The sequence below is a fragment of the Lysinibacillus sp. NPDC086135 genome, from assembly GCF_044746345.1.
GTDB lineage: Bacteria > Bacillota > Bacilli > Bacillales_A > Planococcaceae > Lysinibacillus.
In genome coordinates this window covers 74,889-92,630 of sequence record NZ_JBIVCA010000012.1, presented here as the reverse complement: position 1 = coordinate 92,630, position 17,742 = coordinate 74,889, and the positions used below count along the sequence as shown (strand labels likewise).

General features: G+C 38.1%; 17 protein-coding genes and 1 pseudogene. 8 read left to right on the top strand and 10 right to left on the bottom strand.

The window, feature by feature from the left end:
- Nucleotides 1–5: 5 nt before the first annotated feature.
- Both ACIPKN_RS16360 and yhaM read left to right on the top strand, forming a co-directional pair.
- Nucleotides 6–2,897, top strand: a complete 2,892-nt coding sequence (locus tag ACIPKN_RS16360; protein ID WP_400937872.1) for an ATP-binding protein — start codon at nucleotides 6–8, stop codon at nucleotides 2,895–2,897.
- Nucleotides 2,894–3,832 carry a 3'-5' exoribonuclease YhaM gene (gene yhaM, locus ACIPKN_RS16355; RefSeq protein WP_142509242.1) on the top strand — a complete coding sequence of 313 codons (939 nt, stop codon included), beginning with the start codon at nucleotides 2,894–2,896 and terminating at the stop codon, nucleotides 3,830–3,832. Before ACIPKN_RS16360 ends, yhaM begins: the two co-directional genes overlap by 4 nt.
- 234 nt (nucleotides 3,833–4,066) lie before the next feature.
- On the opposite strand, the gene ACIPKN_RS16350 is transcribed toward yhaM, so the two are convergent.
- Entirely contained in the window at nucleotides 4,067–5,029 is a 963-nt protein-coding gene (locus ACIPKN_RS16350) for a peptidylprolyl isomerase (RefSeq protein ID WP_400937870.1), read from the bottom strand.
- Between the two features lie 145 nt (nucleotides 5,030–5,174).
- On the opposite strand from ACIPKN_RS16350, the gene ACIPKN_RS16345 reads away from it, so the two are divergent.
- Nucleotides 5,175–5,279: a YjcZ family sporulation protein gene (locus ACIPKN_RS16345; RefSeq protein WP_082337661.1), complete on the top strand. Its 105-nt coding sequence runs from the start codon at nucleotides 5,175–5,177 to the stop codon at nucleotides 5,277–5,279.
- A gap of 227 nt (nucleotides 5,280–5,506) precedes the next feature.
- Here ACIPKN_RS16345 and ACIPKN_RS16340 read toward each other — a convergent pair whose 3' ends face one another.
- The 6 genes from ACIPKN_RS16340 to ACIPKN_RS16315 all read right to left on the bottom strand — a co-directional run bounded on the left by ACIPKN_RS16340 (nucleotide 5,507) and on the right by ACIPKN_RS16315 (nucleotide 8,825).
- Nucleotides 5,507–5,692 carry a hypothetical protein gene (locus ACIPKN_RS16340; protein WP_049668928.1) on the bottom strand — a complete coding sequence of 62 codons (186 nt, stop codon included), beginning with the start codon at nucleotides 5,690–5,692 and terminating at the stop codon, nucleotides 5,507–5,509.
- A gap of 70 nt (nucleotides 5,693–5,762) precedes the next feature.
- Entirely contained in the window at nucleotides 5,763–6,308 is a 546-nt protein-coding gene (locus ACIPKN_RS16335; protein WP_400937867.1) for a DUF3267 domain-containing protein, read from the bottom strand.
- Nucleotides 6,309–6,490: 182 nt separating this feature from the next.
- On the bottom strand, nucleotides 6,491–7,051 hold the full coding sequence (locus ACIPKN_RS16330) for an HTH-type transcriptional regulator Hpr (protein ID WP_132364123.1): 561 nt from the start codon (nucleotides 7,049–7,051) through the stop codon (nucleotides 6,491–6,493).
- Nucleotides 7,052–7,214: 163 nt separating this feature from the next.
- Nucleotides 7,215–7,604, bottom strand: a complete 390-nt coding sequence (locus ACIPKN_RS16325) for a YtxH domain-containing protein (RefSeq protein ID WP_400937865.1) — start codon at nucleotides 7,602–7,604, stop codon at nucleotides 7,215–7,217.
- A gap of 139 nt (nucleotides 7,605–7,743) precedes the next feature.
- Nucleotides 7,744–8,274: a tryptophan transporter gene (locus ACIPKN_RS16320; protein WP_400937862.1), complete on the bottom strand. Its 531-nt coding sequence runs from the start codon at nucleotides 8,272–8,274 to the stop codon at nucleotides 7,744–7,746.
- A gap of 134 nt (nucleotides 8,275–8,408) precedes the next feature.
- Complete coding sequence (locus ACIPKN_RS16315; protein ID WP_132364016.1) at nucleotides 8,409–8,825, bottom strand: HIT family protein; 417 nt, start codon at nucleotides 8,823–8,825, stop codon at nucleotides 8,409–8,411.
- Nucleotides 8,826–8,929: 104 nt separating this feature from the next.
- On the opposite strand from ACIPKN_RS16315, the gene ACIPKN_RS16310 reads away from it, so the two are divergent.
- Nucleotides 8,930–9,679, top strand: coding sequence for an ABC transporter ATP-binding protein (locus ACIPKN_RS16310; protein WP_100545040.1), 750 nt, complete (start codon nucleotides 8,930–8,932; stop codon nucleotides 9,677–9,679).
- Nucleotides 9,663–10,847: an ABC transporter permease gene (locus ACIPKN_RS16305; protein ID WP_400937858.1), complete on the top strand. Its 1,185-nt coding sequence runs from the start codon at nucleotides 9,663–9,665 to the stop codon at nucleotides 10,845–10,847. Before ACIPKN_RS16310 ends, ACIPKN_RS16305 begins: the two co-directional genes overlap by 17 nt.
- A gap of 67 nt (nucleotides 10,848–10,914) precedes the next feature.
- Here ACIPKN_RS16305 and ACIPKN_RS16300 read toward each other — a convergent pair whose 3' ends face one another.
- A complete protein-coding gene (locus ACIPKN_RS16300) occupies nucleotides 10,915–12,075 on the bottom strand; it encodes an amidohydrolase (protein ID WP_400937856.1) in 1,161 nt (386 codons plus the stop codon).
- A 334-nt stretch (nucleotides 12,076–12,409) separates the two neighbouring features.
- Nucleotides 12,410–12,928: an antibiotic biosynthesis monooxygenase family protein gene (locus ACIPKN_RS16295; protein WP_400937854.1), complete on the bottom strand. Its 519-nt coding sequence runs from the start codon at nucleotides 12,926–12,928 to the stop codon at nucleotides 12,410–12,412.
- A gap of 233 nt (nucleotides 12,929–13,161) precedes the next feature.
- On the opposite strand from ACIPKN_RS16295, the gene hemE reads away from it, so the two are divergent.
- The 3 genes from hemE (at nucleotide 13,162) to hemY (ending at nucleotide 16,735) form a co-directional block, all read left to right on the top strand.
- The gene (gene hemE / locus ACIPKN_RS16290; RefSeq protein ID WP_400937852.1) at nucleotides 13,162–14,211 is read left to right on the top strand and encodes a uroporphyrinogen decarboxylase; all 1,050 of its coding nucleotides are present in this window, start codon (nucleotides 13,162–13,164) and stop codon (nucleotides 14,209–14,211) included.
- Between the two features lie 161 nt (nucleotides 14,212–14,372).
- Nucleotides 14,373–15,293 (top strand): ferrochelatase, encoded by a 921-nt coding sequence (gene hemH, locus ACIPKN_RS16285; RefSeq protein WP_142509251.1) that lies wholly within the window; start codon nucleotides 14,373–14,375, stop codon nucleotides 15,291–15,293.
- Between the two features lie 14 nt (nucleotides 15,294–15,307).
- Complete coding sequence (hemY, locus tag ACIPKN_RS16280) at nucleotides 15,308–16,735, top strand: protoporphyrinogen oxidase (RefSeq protein WP_400937985.1); 1,428 nt, start codon at nucleotides 15,308–15,310, stop codon at nucleotides 16,733–16,735.
- A 168-nt stretch (nucleotides 16,736–16,903) separates the two neighbouring features.
- Here the strand turns inward: hemY and ACIPKN_RS16275 are convergent.
- Nucleotides 16,904–17,742 (bottom strand): annotated as a pseudogene (locus ACIPKN_RS16275) (collagen-like protein); the annotation flags it as partial.

Sequence of the window (17,742 nt, the reverse complement as noted above, 5' to 3'; positions counted from 1 at the left end):
ATAACATGCTAACGATACAAAAAATCCAAATATATGGCTTTGGTAAGCATGAAAACATCACCATTACTTTACACGAAGGAGTTACCGTTTTTTATGGTATGAATGAGGCGGGTAAAACCACCATTCAACAGTTTATTTTACAAATGCTTTTCGGATTTCCGACGAGACAGCAGACACAACGCAAATATGAGCCGAAAGTATCGACTAAATTCGGTGGTCAGCTTACAATTGGGCATCCAACGTATGGGCAATGCACGATAGAACGCATTAAAGGAAAGGCGGCTGGGGACGTCACAGTTTATCTAGAAGACGGAACAATTGGGCATGACGAACTTTTAGCAAAACTATTATATGGTTATTCAAAGGCCTCCTTTGAGTCTATATTCTCCTTTTCATTACATGAACTACAGGGCATTGAAAAAATGTCAGAAGAAGAGCTCACGCATTTGTTGCTTGCCTCTGGGACAACAGGGATTCAACAGTTATCGTCTCTAGAAAAGAAGATGGACAAAGATGCTGGTGAGCTTTTTAAAAAAACAGGCAAAGTGCCACTCATTAATCAAAAATTGGAGCATGTGAAAAAGCTAGAACGCACAATTAAACAAGAACAAGGTAATATTCAGACCTTTGAGGATAAATTATTACAATTACAACAGCTCGATCAAAGGCTAGAAGAGTTATATAGTCAGCAAAAAACACAGCAGCAAAATTGGCAGCAGCTCACAATTCTTCAGCAGGCTATGCCGCTTTTAAAACAGCAAAAAGCTTTCGAACAGACGCGAAAAAGCTATGAACATGTGCAGTTTCCGCCAGAAGGGATCCGACGTTATGAGCAATTAAAGGATCGGCTTTTGCATGAAACACTACAATTGCAGCAGCTGAACGAGCAGTATCAGGAACTACAAAAAAAGCTTCAATTAACGGTGAACGAGCAAGCTATTACTGAAATGTCTAGACTTTTAAATAGGGAAGCAACATGGAATCAGTTAGTTGTTAAGGAACAGAACTTAATGGATGAGCTGTATTTAATTGAGCAAGAAATAGAAGCGCAGTTTCGTTTGCTAGGTGTTCAGGAAAAAACGGCGCAGGATATTTTGCTCGAGGAAACAGTGTCATTACAGCAAGAAGAACAGTTTCAACAACAGTTAAGCCTATTAGAAGAAGCAGAAGAAGAACTGAAATTTCATTTGCGTTCGTTGGAGCAACTACATGCAGAATTAGATACAATTGCTCAACTAAAACAACAGCTTCAACAGGAGTCATTATCTACAGAGGAAGAACATATTTTAGCACAGTGGCCTCAATGTAAGGGAAAGCTTGAACAATTGCGCTATGGAAGGTCGCAACGCTCGAAACAACAACAACCAAGTGTTGTTATATTTATTGTGTTAGCTATAAGTATGCTTTCATTTATTTATGGTGTTATGGAAAAAAATATGGCTGTCGTTGTTGTAGGAGCGGTTATGTCGCTGATCATTATTTTTTATTTGAAATTTGCTAGACAAGCACATGAAGCGCCGAGTAAACAACAAAATCAGCAAATACATGAGTTAGAGCAGGAGGAAAATGTTGCTCAAGCCATCCTGCAGAAAAAACAAAAACTTGAAGATCGCTTGTTACATGTAAATGAGCAACAGCAAGAAAAAGAACGTCAATATGTGAAACTTGAATATAAAATTCAGCGAGCTGAGCAGGTGAGTGAAGAGGCCACTCAGTCGCTTCAACATTTTTTAAGGCGCTATCGGATAGAGGGGAATATACCGAAAACATTATTACCAGAGCTGTTTATGCGCATTCGCGGTGCTCAAGAGTTAGCAGCAAAAAAGAAGAGTACATTTACTCTTCTACAAACGGTACAAGCGGAGAAAATCGAGTTCCTAGAACAAGCGCAGCGAGTCTTACAAGTAGAGTATAGTGAGCAAGAAATCTTTATGCATTTACGTAATACATTCCTTACTTTACAGCAGGAGCAACAGATATCTCAACAAGCAAAAGAGCAGCTGACTAGCCTTCAGACCAAAATTCAAGGAGTTCAATCACATATAGACAGCTATGAGTCTGAAATTACTCAGTTATATAATGCTGCGAATGTTCAAACAGAGAAGGCTTATTATGAAACGCATGAACAATTTGAGCAACAACAAAAAATAACAACAGAACTTCAAGCCATTCAGAGTCAGCTAGCCTCGCTGAATGTAGACAACGAACAATCATTAATAGACGATAAACAGCTTAAAGAAAAACTACTTGCTTTAGAAGAAGAGCGTGGCGCAATGCAGGTAGCCATAGATCATTGCCTAGAACAACGCGCGACACTACAAATCCAAAAAGAGAATCTTCTAAATGACGAGAAATATGGTCAATTGCTGCAACAGTTTGAAGAGGAGAAATCAATGCTGCAACAGCTAATAGGGCAATGGGCTACAAAAAAGGCATTGGCTACTGCGATTCATGAAACATTGTTCCGCCTAAGAGAAGAAAAACTACCCTATGTTTTGACAGAGGTTAATACAATATTTAATTTGTTAACAGGTGGACGTTACGATAAGCTTTTAATTAATGATGAAGGCTATTTTGTTACACAGGATGTTTCTGGATTACGTTATCAAATGGCAGAATTATCACAGGCTACGAAGGAGCAAGCTTATATTTCGTTGCGCATGGCACTAGCAAAAACACTGACAACTTCTGCTCCATTTCCATTTATTATGGACGATCCTTTTGTCCATTTTGATCGAAACCGTACAGACAAAATGGTACAATTAATGAAAGAAGTAGGATATGAACGTCAAATTTTATATTTTACTTGCCATGACGGGATGCTCGAGCATTGGCAGAAAGACCAAATAGTCAATGTTGGAGCACTAGCAAATGAAAGGGGAGTGGCGTCAACATGAAGGGTATTACGACGCTCCAGGTTGGAGAATCAGTTGATCAATTTTTATTAATTAAACAGGCGACAAAAGGAGTTACCACAGTTGGAAAGCCATTTATGTCACTGTTATTACAAGATAAAAGTGGAGATATTGAGGCAAAGCTATGGGATACAAATGATGATCATGAAAAACTGTATCACGCTGAGGCAATTGTCCGTGTAGGTGGGGAAATTCATGACTACCGTGGCAAAAACCAATTGCGTATAAAATCAATCCGTGTAGCAAAACCGGAGGAGGGAATTGCTATTAATGATTTAGTTCCTTCCTCAGCAACTCCAAAAGAAGAATTATATGAAGAATTGACGCAATTTTTCTTTGATATTAAAAATCCAAATATTTCTCGAATTACACGTGCAGCTATTAAAAAACATCAGGATGCTATTTTAGTATATCCAGCTGCAACGAAAAATCATCATGATTATGCATCTGGTCTTTTGGATCATATGGTGTCAATGTTAAGACTAGGAAGAGCAATTGCTGATTTATATCCTACATTAAATCGAGATCTGTTATATGCAGGGATAATTCTGCATGATATCGGTAAGGTTGTTGAACTATCAGGGCCAGTTGCAACTATGTATACTGTTGAAGGGAATTTACTTGGTCATATTACGATTATGGTCAATGAAATTGCCAAGATTGCTAGTGAACTAGAGATCGAGGGCGAGGAAGTTATGCTATTGCAACATATGGTGCTATCTCACCACGGTAAAGAAGAATGGGGCAGTCCGAAAAAACCGATGATTCAAGAAGCGGAAATCTTACATTATATTGATAATATTGATGCAAAGATGAACATGCTAGCACGAGCATTAGGCAAAACAGCACCGGGAGAATTTACTGAACGATTATTTCCGCTTGATAATCGATCGTTTTATAAGCCGTCTATTAAATAAATGTAGATTTGAGGTTTCGTAGTTGAGTGGATTCGAGGCTGGGGATAGGTCATAGATGAGCTCCTTAGTAAAGGGACGAAGGCTAAACCTCTAATACCTTTGTAAAAAAGGAAAGAGGATTCATTTTGAGTAAACTTTATTCAAAATGAGTATGTGTTTTCAAGATACTTTTTGTATATAAAAAGGGTTACGCCTGTATAAGCGTAACCCTTTTTCATATAGTAAGATAACAGATTACTTTTTGTCAGTATCTTTTTTACTTTCTTTTTCAGCGTTTTCTTGCGCTTTTTTAACAGCTTCTTCTTGCGCTTTAGCTTGCTCTTCACTTGTTGTTGTAAGATCCTTGATAGCAGGTTCTAATTCTTTATCAGAAGTTTTTACATCTGCATCTTTTGCCATTTTTGCAAGGATATCTTTAAGAACTTGTTTATCTTGACCTGTGTTCACTAATTTAGCTAGCATTTGTGAACGGATATTTGCTTCTTCGTCTTTGAATGAGCCAACACCTTTAACATCACGCTTTTCCGTAATTTCAATTACGTGGTAACCGAAACTTGTTTTAACTGGTTCACTTAAAGTTTTTACAGGAAGGGCATAAGCAGCATCATTAAATTCATCTACCATTGCACCAACAGAGAACCAACCAAGCTCTCCACCTTTGTCAGCAGAGCCAGTATCAGTTGAGTATTCTTTTGCTACATCTGCAAATTTTGCGCCGCCTTTAATTTTGGCAATCACTTCTTTAGCTGTTTTCTCATCTGCAACTAAAATATGACGACCATTTAACTCCGTTTTCATTTGTTCATAATGTTTTTTTACATCTTTTTCTGTAAAAGCTTTATCTTTTAAAGCCTTTTCTGAAAGAAGCTGAACACGTAAAGTCTCTTTAAAGCCTTCTTTCGTTAAGCCATATTGAACAAGAGCTTGGTCAAATTCATCACCTAATTGTGAAGCAGTAGTGTCGTATGCCTCTTTAAGTTCTTTGTCTGATACTTTATATTTATCAGATAGTAATTTTTCAGTCACCATTTGTTGAACTACATGAGCACCTGCTAAATTTTTTGCTGATTCATTAAAGTCAGCGCCTGAAATGTCACCTAATTTAGAAGTAACAACTGTTTTACTGTCCCCTCCGCTACAAGCTCCAAGCGCTAATACCGAGGCAGCTAATGTTAAAGATAAAACTGTCTTTTTCATAGTGGATATTCTCTCCTTACAATGGTTTCGTCCATTTTTTACTATAACATAAACGTTTTAAAAACAAAATGGTTCCCCCCTTGAGTATAGCCTATATTTCAAATTTTCAAGCGCATAGGATATAGAAAAGAAAGGGGGTGAAGTTATGAGCAGCGGAGGATATGGTGGCGGTGGCTACGGCTCAGGCTTTGCTTTATTAGTTGTGTTGTTTATTTTATTAATTATCGTTGGTGCAGCGTTCCTATACTAATTAATAAAAATGACGAAAAGCTAAGGATTTAACGTCCTTAGCTTTTTTTACAATGTAAGGCATCCGCACCGCATTTTAGGTGACGTTACAAAATATGATTGGTCAGACCGAGTTATCACATTAGGTGTCCAAAAGGAAGTGGATGCCTTTTTCTTTCCGGCGGAATCGGTTTTGTGCTTGCAAAAAGCCGATTCCTGACGCAATTTTGCCGAGGCATAATTGATCTACTAAACAGCATATAAAACTTCAATATAAAATGAGACAAGTAATATTGTAATAAGTATATTTATAGTTCGGAATACTTTTGGTTGTTTTTCTTCGGGAATTTCACGTCGCATGCACAGCGCATAAGTCATGCGGTTTATTTGAAATAAATAGAATACCGAGAATAGAACTACAATCATTAACAGCAAGTCTATTCCTCCCCTCTTTCAGTATTAATAGCATAACAAAAAACGTCAATAAAACACAAGTACAAGCAATTTAGTGAATAGTAGGTGGCACTAAAATTTCATAGCCCTTAGGCGTCTCCTCAATTTGGGAGTCTTTAGGCGAATCCAATAAATATTTCACATATAGAATATCAATTACACATAGACTACAATGGTAAGCTAAAAGTAATGTGCCGTAATGTGTATACGCAGGGAATAACAGTGTACCTAATATAATGCTTGTATTTAAAACAATAAATGGTGTGAGTAAAGCTAAAATATAACGATTTTTCAATAAAGGTTCACGGATACGCATGTGTAGAACAGGAATAACATAAAATTGGGTACGCACACGCAATTTTAAATGTTGACGTAAATCATACAATGCTAGAAAGTGTAAGCATTTGTGGATTGGATAGATTGCAAATACAGCAATTACAAAGAGCCAAAACAAACGATCTGTATAGTGCTCATCATTAAATAGATTAAACGTTACATAGGAAAGAGAGAATACAGTTAAAAAAGCAAAGACAGCCATGATCATAATACGCGTTGTTCCGTAATGATGTTCAAGATTTAAAATTTTCCAACAATGCATGATTATCAACTCCGTAGTATGAATGGTCCTATCTAATGTAAATTGAATTATGCTAGAATGCAAGAAAAAGGAGGTATCTCAGAAAAATTTCTGAAGTACCTCTTTTAGCATGATTTATAGCTTTTAAGGCCATTAAGCTCAGATTACGAACAGCCGAGCCTTAAAGCCTACTATTATCACTTTCATCCTTTTACAGTTGGACGTTCTTCTACCTTATCAAAGGACTCACGGAAGTGCTGGAAGGAACGCTCGAAAATGTCGATGAAGTCCTCGCCGTATATATTGCGAATAACAGCCATAACATCTAAAAATTCTGGGAAGCGACCGTATAGATCCTTTAAAGCTAATGAGCCTTCTAGCACAGAATGATACGTATTATGATAATTACTATTCATTTCAACAATAAGTTCTGTACCTGCTTCTGTTAACTCAACGTACGTATTACGCTTATCGTCATCTCGCTTTGAAAACTTAAGGAATCCACGTTCTTCTAATTTTTTAGAAAAATTAAATGCTGTGGAAACGTGCATAACCCCGAATTTTGCCACATCAGAAATTGAAGCCCCTTTTAAATGATACGAAATCCATAAAATATGATGTTCGTTAATATTTAAATCGTAGGGTTTAATCCATTGCTGCCAATCTTTCTCCACTGCTTTCCATAAGGCTTTTGATAATTGCGCAATTCTTTGACTATAAAGCATCGCTTCTTTTTGAGTGTATAATTCCTCTGACAAAGCCATCACCTACTGCTTTCTTTAACATTTTAAAAATATTATAGCAATAAAGGAAAAAAGTTTAAAGTTAGAAAAATTAAAAAATTGAAAAGTGGTTAAAAAATAATATTGTGTAGATTGAATTTGATAAAAATGCAGTTTGTTTATCAGGATATAAGGACTTTAGTCGCTAACTTTTTTCTTGCGTTCTTTCCTTTTTTTCTGTAAATTGTGCAACGTTTTTCTCGATTTCGCTTATTGAATTCTGTAATGCTTCTATTTCTTGTTGTAAGTTATTTTTTGATGGCTCGATTTCTTCAGTAAATGTAGTAATAGTTTGTTTTAAATCATTTATTATTAGTGGTATATTATTTTTCATTTCATTTGTGAGTGAATTAACGGATTGTTTAACTGTGCCTGCTTGCTGTTTTACATCTAAAAGCTTGTCCTTTGTGCTTGCAGCGTTTGCTCGCAAATTAGCACGTAGCTGTTGTCCTGATTGAGGAGCTGAAAAAAGTACAGCGATTGTACCGCCGACAATCCCGGCTGCCAGTCCAAATAAAAATGGTTTTGCTTTCATTTTAAATACCTCATTTCTGTAATGATCATGTGTTATCTACTATTAAACCATGAAATGCATGAATACAAAAAGAAAAAAGAAACTAAACGAGTGATTTTCAATCACAGTTTAGTTTCCTTGAAGATGAACTGCATTTTTATTAAATTGAAATAGCTGTTTGGAATTTAGAACGCTTCACTAATTTTGCAACTATAGGATATATAATTGCAAAAGCAATAACATTAAATACTACAGCAGGTAATACAACGCCTACAAACAGAACAGCGAATGTTGCACCAACATTTGCATTGAATACAAAAAGTGCGACTGTTAAAAAGACAGTTCCAGATAAAATTGTTCCTAAACCAACTAAGCCAGCAGATACTGCAAAATTGCTTGCCAATTTTTTCAGCACCATTAAGACAGCTAAAAAGACAAAGCCTGTTACTGCTTTATCGATAATATTTGGAACAAGGCCAGCTGGAAATGTTGTAAACAATCCTGAAAGTACCCCTGTTGCTAAAGAAAGTAAGAACGTTTCTTTAATGGTAGGGAACAATAAAATGCCGATAAACATCATTGTTAGCATGAAATCAGGCTTCATGCCATTTACCATACCTGGTGTGACCACGTAAAGGGTAGCACCAACACCAACTAAAAGGGCCATTAATACTAAATTTTTTGTATTCATTTCTAATCTCTCCTCGACTATGCTAATCTTTTTTTGTCTCCTAACGTGTCCTCATGACCGTTAGCGAAACTTATTTGTGATTGTACGCTATAAATTTCAAAAATGCAATAGACAATTCTGACAATTAGGCTCAATTACTGAAGGTTAGCTTTAATGCTTTCAGCAACTTCAGTTAATTGCTCAGGTGTATATTTTTGTGTTTGCCAAATTAAGCCCAAGCCTTCTTTTTCATCGTAACGCGGAATAAAATGTAAGTGATAGTGGAAAACAGTTTGTCCAGCTGCAGCACCATTATTATTAATTGTATTAAGTCCGATTGGATGAAAAGCCGCCTTAATAGCATTTGCAATTTTCGGTGCTACTGCATATAAATTACGAGCTACATCCTCAGGCATTTCGAATAGATCCTTACAGTGATGTTTTGGAATTAATAGTGTATGACCTTTTGCTACAGGCGAAATGTCAGTAAATGCATAGACATGCTCGTCTTCATAAATTTTTGTACTTGGAATAGATCCTTCAATGATTTTGCAAAATAGGCAATCGCTCATTTGAAAATTCCTCCTTATTTTATATGTAAGTACATTCTATCATACTCATAACTGTATCATTTGCTAATTTTTGATAAAATATAAACTAGAAGAGGAGTGAGGGCATGACGGTATTAGATGTACAACATGTGACAGGTGGTTATACAAGAAAGCCTGTTATTAAAGATTTATCATTTACGATTGAAAAAGGAGAGCTTGTTGGCTTAATAGGTTTGAACGGCGCTGGTAAAAGTACAACGATTAAGCATATCATCGGAACAATGCTTCCAAAAGAAGGAGACATTCGTTTAAATGGTGTGACGTTAAAGGAAAATACGGACAAGTATCGTACAGCATTTTCTTATATTCCTGAAACACCTGTATTGTACGATGAGCTAACATTACGTGAGCATCTAGAATTAACCGCAATGGCTTACGGTCTAGATGAAGCAACACTTGCAGCTCGTTCACAAATATTATTAAAAGAATTTCGAATGGAAAAGCGACTTAATTGGTTCCCTTCGCATTTCTCAAAGGGAATGCGTCAAAAGGTTATGATTATGTGTGCCTTTTTAGTCAATCCAAGTCTTTACATTATTGATGAGCCTTTTGTAGGGCTCGATCCACTTGGTATTCAATCATTGCTTGATCAGATGGATGAAAAGAAAAAAGAGGGCGCTTCTATATTAATGTCCACGCACATTTTATCGACCGCTGAAAAGCATTGTGACCGTATCATTTTATTGCATGAAGGACGTGTGCGAGCACAAGGAACAATGGAGGATTTACGCAAGGCATTTGCGATGCCACATGCGACATTGGATGATTTATATATTGCAATGACAAAGGAGCGCGACCATGAAGAACTTGCGTGATGTTTGGTCCTCTCGCTTCATGCACTATATAGGTGAAGTGCAAAAATATATGCGGTTTATTTTTACAGGGCATTTAGCGATAGTACTAGTATTTCTTATCGGAGCAGGGGGCTATCAATATAGTGAATGGCTGAAAGTCGTACAGTCTGATTTTCCAGCAGAGGTATTAATCGCAGGATTTGTAGGGATTTTATTGGCATTTAGTCGTCCGACTTCACTTTTGAGAGAGCCAGACCAAGTGTATTTATTACCTTTAGAATCAAAAATGTCGCAGTATTTCAAAAAGGCTTTAGCGTGGACGTTTTGGTCACAGGTGTGGATTGTGGCAATTGTTTATATTGTTAGTATTCCTTTACTAAAGACTGTTACTGAATTAACTACATTTGAAATTTGGTCAGTGTTCCTACTTATTATTATATTGAAGTATTTGAGCGTTCAGGGTGAATTTAGCTTTCGGTATAGTGAACGCGGTCAAATGATCTGGGTGGACAGGCTGATTCGAGCTGTTATCTTTAGTGTGGCTGTGTACATGGGGCTTCATATGCAGCTTATTTTAGCGATTGTTGCTGTAGCAATTGGGAGCGTGTATATTGTAATATTTAGAAAAAAATGCACAGGTGAACCTGTCCCATACGAGCATTTTGTGAAGCTTGAACAAAATCGCATGATGAGCTTCTATCGCTTTGCTAATTATTTCACAGACGTTCCACATCTACGTGGTAGCATCCGTCGTCGAGGTTGGCTTGACTGGCTTTACAAATTTGTGCCATACAACAAGGATAATACTCAAAAGTACTTGGTGTTCCGTACATTCATCCGAACAGATGATCATTTTTATTTATGGTTCCGTTTAACCGTGATTTCAGCTGTTATTGCAGCCTTTGTAGATATCCCTGTCGTTTCATGGATTGTTGCAGGTGTATTGAGCTTTGCTACAACTATTCAATTAAAGCAGGCTTTATTATCAAGCGGTGAATTCCGCATGGACATGCTTTATCCGTTACCTGATGAAGCACGCAAGGTAGCGGTCAATCAAATTGTACGTCTTGCGATGATCTCTCAAGCAATTATAGTTGGTCTATGTAGTATCACACAGCCAATGTTTTATGTAACTTTTATTATTATACTGGTTGTCAGTGAATTAACTGCTAAGGTCTCAAAACCTTGATAATGGTTAATTTCAAATCAAAAGCTCATTTCTCCAATAACAGACTTGGAGAAATGAGCTTTATTTTCTATTCTACTAATTGATAGTCTAGTGCTACTGTTAATAATACCTTTGCAGCAATGAGCATACCTTTTTCATCTATATCGAATTTTGGATGATGATGTGGTGCATATTCAGTTGGTTTGGCTCCTGTAAAGAAGAAAGTACCTGGTTTTTCCTCTAAGTAGTAAGAGAAATCTTCAGCCCCCATACTTGCTTTTACTTCAGTAACATCGCAAATATCCTGAGCGATAGTACGCACAAATAATGTTTCTTTCTCATGATTTACAACAGCAGGGTAGCCACGACGATAATCCAGTTCAATTGTACAATCATGCGCAATTTCAGTACCTTGGATAACCCGTTTAAACTCACGCTCCATCGTTTCACGAACATCTTTATCAAATGTTCGAATTGTACCATTTAAATAGGCTGTATCGGCAATAATATTGTCAGCATTAGATGCTACGAATGAACCAACTGATAAAACAGCCGATTCGATTGGATCAACTCGACGTGCCACAAGTTGTTGTAAATTCATAACAAGCTGAGAGCCAATAACAATCGCATCCTTTGTTTGGTCCGGATGAGCACCGTGCCCGCCTTGACCTCGAATTTTCATTTCAAAACTATCAACAGCAGCCATCGTTGGACCGACGCGGTAGCCAATCATGCCTGTTGGATGATTAGAAGATAGATGTGTACCAAAAATAGCATCAACGCCATTCAAAGCTCCAGCCTGGATCAGCCCGATCGCTCCGCCTGGATCAGCCTCTTCAGCATGCTGATGAATTAGTACATATTCTCCTGCTAATTCATCGCGCATTTCCCACAATAGCTTACCGACGATTAGCAAAGTAGCTGTATGTCCATCATGTCCGCAAGCATGCATAACACCAGCCACAGTTGATTTGTATGGTACGTTTTTTTCATCTTGTATAGGCAGTGCGTCAAAGTCTGCTCGTAAAGCAATTGTTTTGCCAGGCTTGCTTCCTTTAATCCGTGCAATTAAACCGTAGCCACTGACATTAGCTTCAACCGGTACGCCTAGATTTTTATAAAAACGAATAATATAATTAGCGGTTTCTTGCTCCTGGAAGCTCAGCTCTGGATGCATATGTAGATGACGACGAATCGCCACCATTTCATCAAAATGGTTATCAATCTTTTCGAGTAGACGTTGGTTCACAGTAAAACCTCCTTAAACAGATTATCCTAGATTTTTATTAATAACATAATAGTTTCACAAACTGGAAAACAGTGGTTCAGTACTTCTTGTAAAAGATATTCTAAGCAAGAGTAATGAATTCTCCACGTTCTGGACAATGCCCTCCGGAAGTGCAGCGAATACCTGCGCACACCCGGGGGATATCCGCAGAAGTGCAGAAAATACTCGTGAATCGAAGTGGGATACTCGAAGAGCAGCGGGGGTACCCGGGCACCCGGTGAATACTCCGGGAGAGCAGTGAATACCCGCGCACTCGGGATACCCGCGGAAAGCAGTGAATTCCTGCACGCTTCAACTAATACTCGTTTTCTTCTTTTGGAGCTGCGTTATAGGTTGTGACATATGAGGCTGCTGAGAAAATATTTTGCTGATTCACACCTGTTGGTTCTTTACGTTCAGCGTGTGCGGATGCAAAGGCTTTTGAGCTTTTCCATGCTTCAAACGAATGAGGGCCGTTCCATTGTGTCATGACAATGTATGTTTCACTATTTAATGGACGAAGTAGTCGAAATGCTACAAAACCTGGCTCATCTTCTATAGCGCCCGCTCGATTTAAAAAGCGATGTTCAAAAACTGGTCGACCCTCATCTGTAACGGGAATATTGTTGAATACAAAAAAGCCGCGTTCTTCTAAATCATTTACTGAATCTAATACTTCGAATTTACGAGGTGTGGCAAAGACAGATTTTCCTTCAGTTTCGTGTATAAGCACAGAGTTCCCTTCTCCGTGTATTAAAATCATTGCCTCGTTTGGATATTTATTCTTTAACTGTTCTAAAAAATCACCTGTACCAGAAGTTAAATAAATATACATAAAATTGACCTCCTTATGAATTTTCTTAATATAGCGTGATTATCTCCATTTAAGTGGAAGTCTAAAGCTTTGTCAAAAAAGAAATCCCTTAGAAAGAACAATTTTATGACATTTCACTATGAAAACTATACAATAACAGAGGAAGCGTTTACTATTGAAAACGGATATCAATAATAATGAAATAAACAAGAGAATTTTACGATATGAATTTTATTGAGGGGAAGGAACTATTCATGACAACTTTTAATGATACTCTTCTACGTGCTGCACGAGGAGAAAGAACTGAACATACACCAGTATGGTATATGCGACAAGCAGGACGCTCTCAACCAGAATATCGTGCGATTAAAGAAAAGTATTCTTTAGAGGAAATTACACTTCAACCTGAGCTTTGTGCATATGTAACGCGATTACCAGTAGAAAATTACAATGTTGATGCGGCAATTTTATACAAAGATATAGTAACTCCACTCCCTGGTATTGGGGTAGATGTGAAAATCAAAGCAGGCGTAGGTCCTGTTATTTCAAATCCTATTCGCTCAATCGCTGATATAGAAAAACTAGGCGAATTCAATGGGAAAGAACATACACCATACGTTTTAGAAACAATAAAAATGTTAACAGCGGAACAATTGAATGTACCTCTAATCGGCTTTGCAGGTGCGCCATTTACTCTCGCAAGCTATATGATTGAAGGTGGTCCTTCAAGAAACTATAATAAAACAAAGTCATTTATGGTATCAGAGCCTCAAGCTTGGTTTGCTTTAATGGACAAGTTGGCTGACATGATTATTTCTGATATTTCTGCTCAAGTAGAAGCGGGAGCAAAAGCTATCCAAATATTTGACTCTTGGGTTGGTGCTTTAAATGTTGAAGACTATCGTGTCTTCATTAAACCGATTATGACACGTATTTTTGCAGAATTGAAAAAAGAAAATGTGCCACTTATTCAGTTTGGTGTCGGTGCAAGTCATTTAGCGAAAGAGTGGAATGATTTACCGGTTGATGTTGTTGGCTTAGATTGGCGTTTACCAATTAAAGAAGCACGTGCAAACGGAATTACTAAACCAGTACAAGGCAATTTAGATCCATCGCTATTACTTGCTGATTGGTCAATTATTGAAAAACGCACGAAAGATATTATCGATCAAGGCTTAGAAATGCCAGGGCATATCTTTAACCTAGGTCATGGTGTATTCCCAGAGGTAGACCCAGAAGTGTTAAAACGTTTAACAGCTCTTATTCATGAGTATAGTGCTCAACAAATCCAAGCACGCTCTTAATATAGATGTGAACAGGATATTAACGCTCATATTTCTTTTTTATGAATGATATCTTGATTTCATCGTAGAAAGGGTGCTGTCCAACCTAATGAATTGGACAGCTTCTTTTTGTCACATTACGCACGATTAAAGATAACTATTATTTAGAGGTGAAAAGGTTAATGAAAGAAGTTAAAGGCTTATTAGTTATGGCATACGGAACACCCTATAAAGAAGAAGACATCGAACCTTACTATACGCATATTCGCCACGGTCGCAAACCTTCAGAAGAGCATTTAGAAGATTTACGCAGTCGTTATGAAGCAATCGGTGGTTTATCGCCACTTGCTGCTGCTACTCAAGCGCAGGCTGAGGCTTTATGTGCACGTTTAAATGAAGTGCAAGATAATGTGGAATACAAATTATTTATCGGATTAAAGCATATCCACCCATTCATTGAAGATGCTGTAGAAGGGATGGTAGCGGAAGGTATTAAAGAAGCGGTTTCTATCGTGTTAGCTCCTCACTTCTCAACGTTCTCTATTAAATCATATAATGGTCGTGCAACAGAAGCGGCTGGAGATCGATTAACAATTACTTCTGTAGAATCTTGGTATGATGAACCAAAGTTCATTGAGTATTGGAAAATGAAAGTAAATGAAACGTTTAATGCAATGTCAGAAGAAGAACGTGAAAAAGCATGTTTAATCGTGTCTGCACACTCACTTCCAGAGAAAATTAAGGAGCTAGGCGATCCATATGAAGATCAATTAATTGAGACGGCTCGATTAATTAGAGAAGCGACAGGTGTAAACAATGTAGAAGTTGGCTGGCAGTCAGCAGGGCAAACACCTGAGCCATGGATCGGTCCAGATGTTCAGGACTTAACGCGTGAACTTTATGAGCAAAAGGGCTTCCATTCGTTCGTTTATACGCCAGTTGGCTTTGTAACAGAACATTTAGAAGTTTTATATGACAATGATTATGAATGTAAAGTTGTTTGTGATGAACTTGGCGCGAAATATTATCGTCCAGCAATGCCAAATACACACCCGTTATTTATTGATGCAATGGTTGATGCCATTCATAAAAAATTAAGCTAAGCGAAAAGAAAGTGATGATGTTGGTGACTCAAAAAAGACGAAAGGTAGTTGTTGTAGGCGGTGGCATTACTGGCCTCACAGCTGCGTTCTATTTGCAAAAAGAAGCAAGCGCAAAAGAATTGCCGTTAGATATCGTACTTGTCGAGTCGTCATTACGTCTTGGCGGAAAAATACAAACACTGAGAAAAGATGGCTTTATTATCGAACGCGGTCCAGAATCTTTTTTTGATCGTGAGAATTATGTATATGCTTTGGCAAAGGATTTAGGCATTGAACAGGAAATGATTACAAGCAATACAGGTCCGACTTACGTTGCCGTCGGTAGTCAATTGTATCCAATCCCTAGCAATCTTTTGTCTGGAGCAACACCACATGTCACGTCATTTATTACATCAGGTTTGTTTTCACTTAGCGGGAAAGTTCGTGCGGCGGGGGATTTTTTCATCCCTCGTTCTGCACAGAACGATGACCAACCATTAGGGCAATTTTTTAGAAGAAGATTCGGTGCTGAAATTGTAGAAAATTTAGTAGAACCATTACTTGCTGGAACATTTGCTGGTGATATTGAGCAGTTAAGCATGCGCTCAACATTCCCACAGCTCTATGGATTAGAGCAAAAATATCGTAGCCTACTGATTGGTATGAAAAAGTCTGGTTCGAATTTTTTAAGTAACAAACTCAATACGAAAGATAAGGGGATTTTTCAAACATTTAATAATGGTCTCGAGACACTTATCGAAAAACTTGAAGAATCACTACTTCCTGGGATAGTTATGAAGGGTGTTAAAGTTGAGGAAATTGAACATGGTAAGGATGGTACAGTCCAAGTTTTGTTCAACAATTTTACACAATTAAAAGCAGATGCTGTTATTATTGCTACACCATTTAATGTGGCAAGAAAAATGTTCAGTAAACACCAGTTATTAAATGAATTGAGTACGATGAAGGCAGCAACTATTGCTACTGTGACAATGGCATTTAAAAAAGATCAGTTAGGTGATCTAGATGCGTTATCATTTTTTGTCTCCCGAAATAGTGATTTTTCAATAACTTCTTGTACGTGGATTAACCGCAAGTGGCCTGGTACAACACCAGATGATTATGTACTGTTACGCAGTTATATTGGCCGAGTGGGCGATGAGGCAATTGTTGCGTTATCTGATACAGAAATTGAAAAGACTGTATTGCAGGATTTAATGAAAACAATTGGTGTAGATGGAGAACCGTTAATGACTGTAGTTTCCCGCTGGAAAAATGCCATGCCACAATATACGGTAGGACATGAGGCGAAGGTCGAGCGTTCAAAACAAGAGTTACGTGAACATTTTCCCGCTGTAAAGCTCGCAGGGAGCTCCTTCGAAGGAATATCAATACCTGAGTGCGTTGAGCAAGGTAAAAATGTTGCTGAAGAAATGTTGAAGGAAATGTTTGCGGATTTGTAAGAAATAAATAGTTATCAGTAAGTAGTACAAACTTGAAGATCAATGTTTGTACTACTTTTTTTATTTTTGAAGTTTGATGTGGCAAAGTACAAATGATTGCACAAGTTAGATATCTCAAATTAAAAGCTGGGAAAGTAAGTTTCTACTTTCCCAGTAAAGATCTTAATGCTATGAAATTCGGTGACATGACCATACAATACCGCCAGAGTTAGCTCCCCCAAGAGTAAGCCCTATTGTTAAACCGTTAGCATTGTAGAATAAATCAATGGTATCACCTGCATTTAAATCGACTTCTCCAGCCAATGTTACCGTCCCATTACCAAGGACAGCACGTAAAGTCAATACGGCAATAATATTTACATTTAATAAAGGGAATAGCCCGCTTATTAAATTTGTTGTAGCGTTTTGTCGAATAGCAAATGATGGATTGATGCCAGCCCCTAAGCTTATGGTAATTGCTGCAGCAGTAGAGTAGTTGATTGTAGCTTCAAAAGCATATCTTCCAGTTGTTGGAACAGTGAAAATTCCGGTCGTTGGATTGAATGCTGGTGTTGTGAAATATGGAGCAGCAACACTCCAGTTAGTGATTGTAGTAGAGGCGCTTACTGTTATAGCATTATTAAATGCTGAGAAACCTTCTGTAAATGCTGGTCCGGTAGTCCCAGTCGAGCCAGTAGAGCCAGTAGCGCCAGTCGAGCCAGTAGCGCCAGTAATGCCAGTAGCTCCGGTAACGCCAGTAGCGCCAGTAATGCCAGTAGCCCCGGTAACGCCAGTAGCGCCAGTAATGCCAGTAGCCCCGGTAACGCCAGTAGCCCCGGTAACGCCAGTAGCGCCAGTAATGCCAGTAGCTCCGGTAACGCCAGTAGCGCCAGTAGCGCCAGTAGCGCCAGTAGCCCCGGTAACGCCAGTAGCGCCAGTAGAGCCAGTAGCTCCGGTAACGCCAGTAGCGCCAGTAGCGCCAGTAATGCCAGTAGCTCCAGTCACCCCAGTAGCTCCAGTAGCTCCGT

What these genes read in the sequence shown, in the direction of transcription:
- ACIPKN_RS16360 (WP_400937872.1), top strand. Translation starts at nt 6, where the DNA reads ATGCTAACGATACAAAAAATCCAAATATATGGCTTTGGTAAGCATGAA.
- ACIPKN_RS16345 (WP_082337661.1), top strand. Translation starts at nt 5,175, where the DNA reads ATGAGCAGCGGAGGATATGGTGGCGGTGGCTACGGCTCAGGCTTTGCT.
- ACIPKN_RS16350 (WP_400937870.1), bottom strand. Translation starts at nt 5,029, where the DNA reads ATGAAAAAGACAGTTTTATCTTTAACATTAGCTGCCTCGGTATTAGCG.
- ACIPKN_RS16335 (WP_400937867.1), bottom strand. Translation starts at nt 6,308, where the DNA reads ATGCATTGTTGGAAAATTTTAAATCTTGAACATCATTACGGAACAACG.
- ACIPKN_RS16320 (WP_400937862.1), bottom strand. Translation starts at nt 8,274, where the DNA reads ATGAATACAAAAAATTTAGTATTAATGGCCCTTTTAGTTGGTGTTGGT.
- ACIPKN_RS16315 (WP_132364016.1), bottom strand. Translation starts at nt 8,825, where the DNA reads ATGAGCGATTGCCTATTTTGCAAAATCATTGAAGGATCTATTCCAAGT.
- hemH (WP_142509251.1), top strand. Translation starts at nt 14,373, where the DNA reads ATGAAAGAAGTTAAAGGCTTATTAGTTATGGCATACGGAACACCCTAT.
- hemY (WP_400937985.1), top strand. Translation starts at nt 15,308, where the DNA reads ATGATGTTGGTGACTCAAAAAAGACGAAAGGTAGTTGTTGTAGGCGGT.
- hemE (WP_400937852.1), top strand. Translation starts at nt 13,162, where the DNA reads ATGACAACTTTTAATGATACTCTTCTACGTGCTGCACGAGGAGAAAGA.
- ACIPKN_RS16325 (WP_400937865.1), bottom strand. Translation starts at nt 7,604, where the DNA reads ATGAAAGCAAAACCATTTTTATTTGGACTGGCAGCCGGGATTGTCGGC.
- ACIPKN_RS16305 (WP_400937858.1), top strand. Translation starts at nt 9,663, where the DNA reads ATGAAGAACTTGCGTGATGTTTGGTCCTCTCGCTTCATGCACTATATA.
- ACIPKN_RS16295 (WP_400937854.1), bottom strand. Translation starts at nt 12,928, where the DNA reads ATGTATATTTATTTAACTTCTGGTACAGGTGATTTTTTAGAACAGTTA.
- ACIPKN_RS16310 (WP_100545040.1), top strand. Translation starts at nt 8,930, where the DNA reads ATGACGGTATTAGATGTACAACATGTGACAGGTGGTTATACAAGAAAG.
- yhaM (WP_142509242.1), top strand. Translation starts at nt 2,894, where the DNA reads ATGAAGGGTATTACGACGCTCCAGGTTGGAGAATCAGTTGATCAATTT.
- ACIPKN_RS16330 (WP_132364123.1), bottom strand. Translation starts at nt 7,051, where the DNA reads ATGGCTTTGTCAGAGGAATTATACACTCAAAAAGAAGCGATGCTTTAT.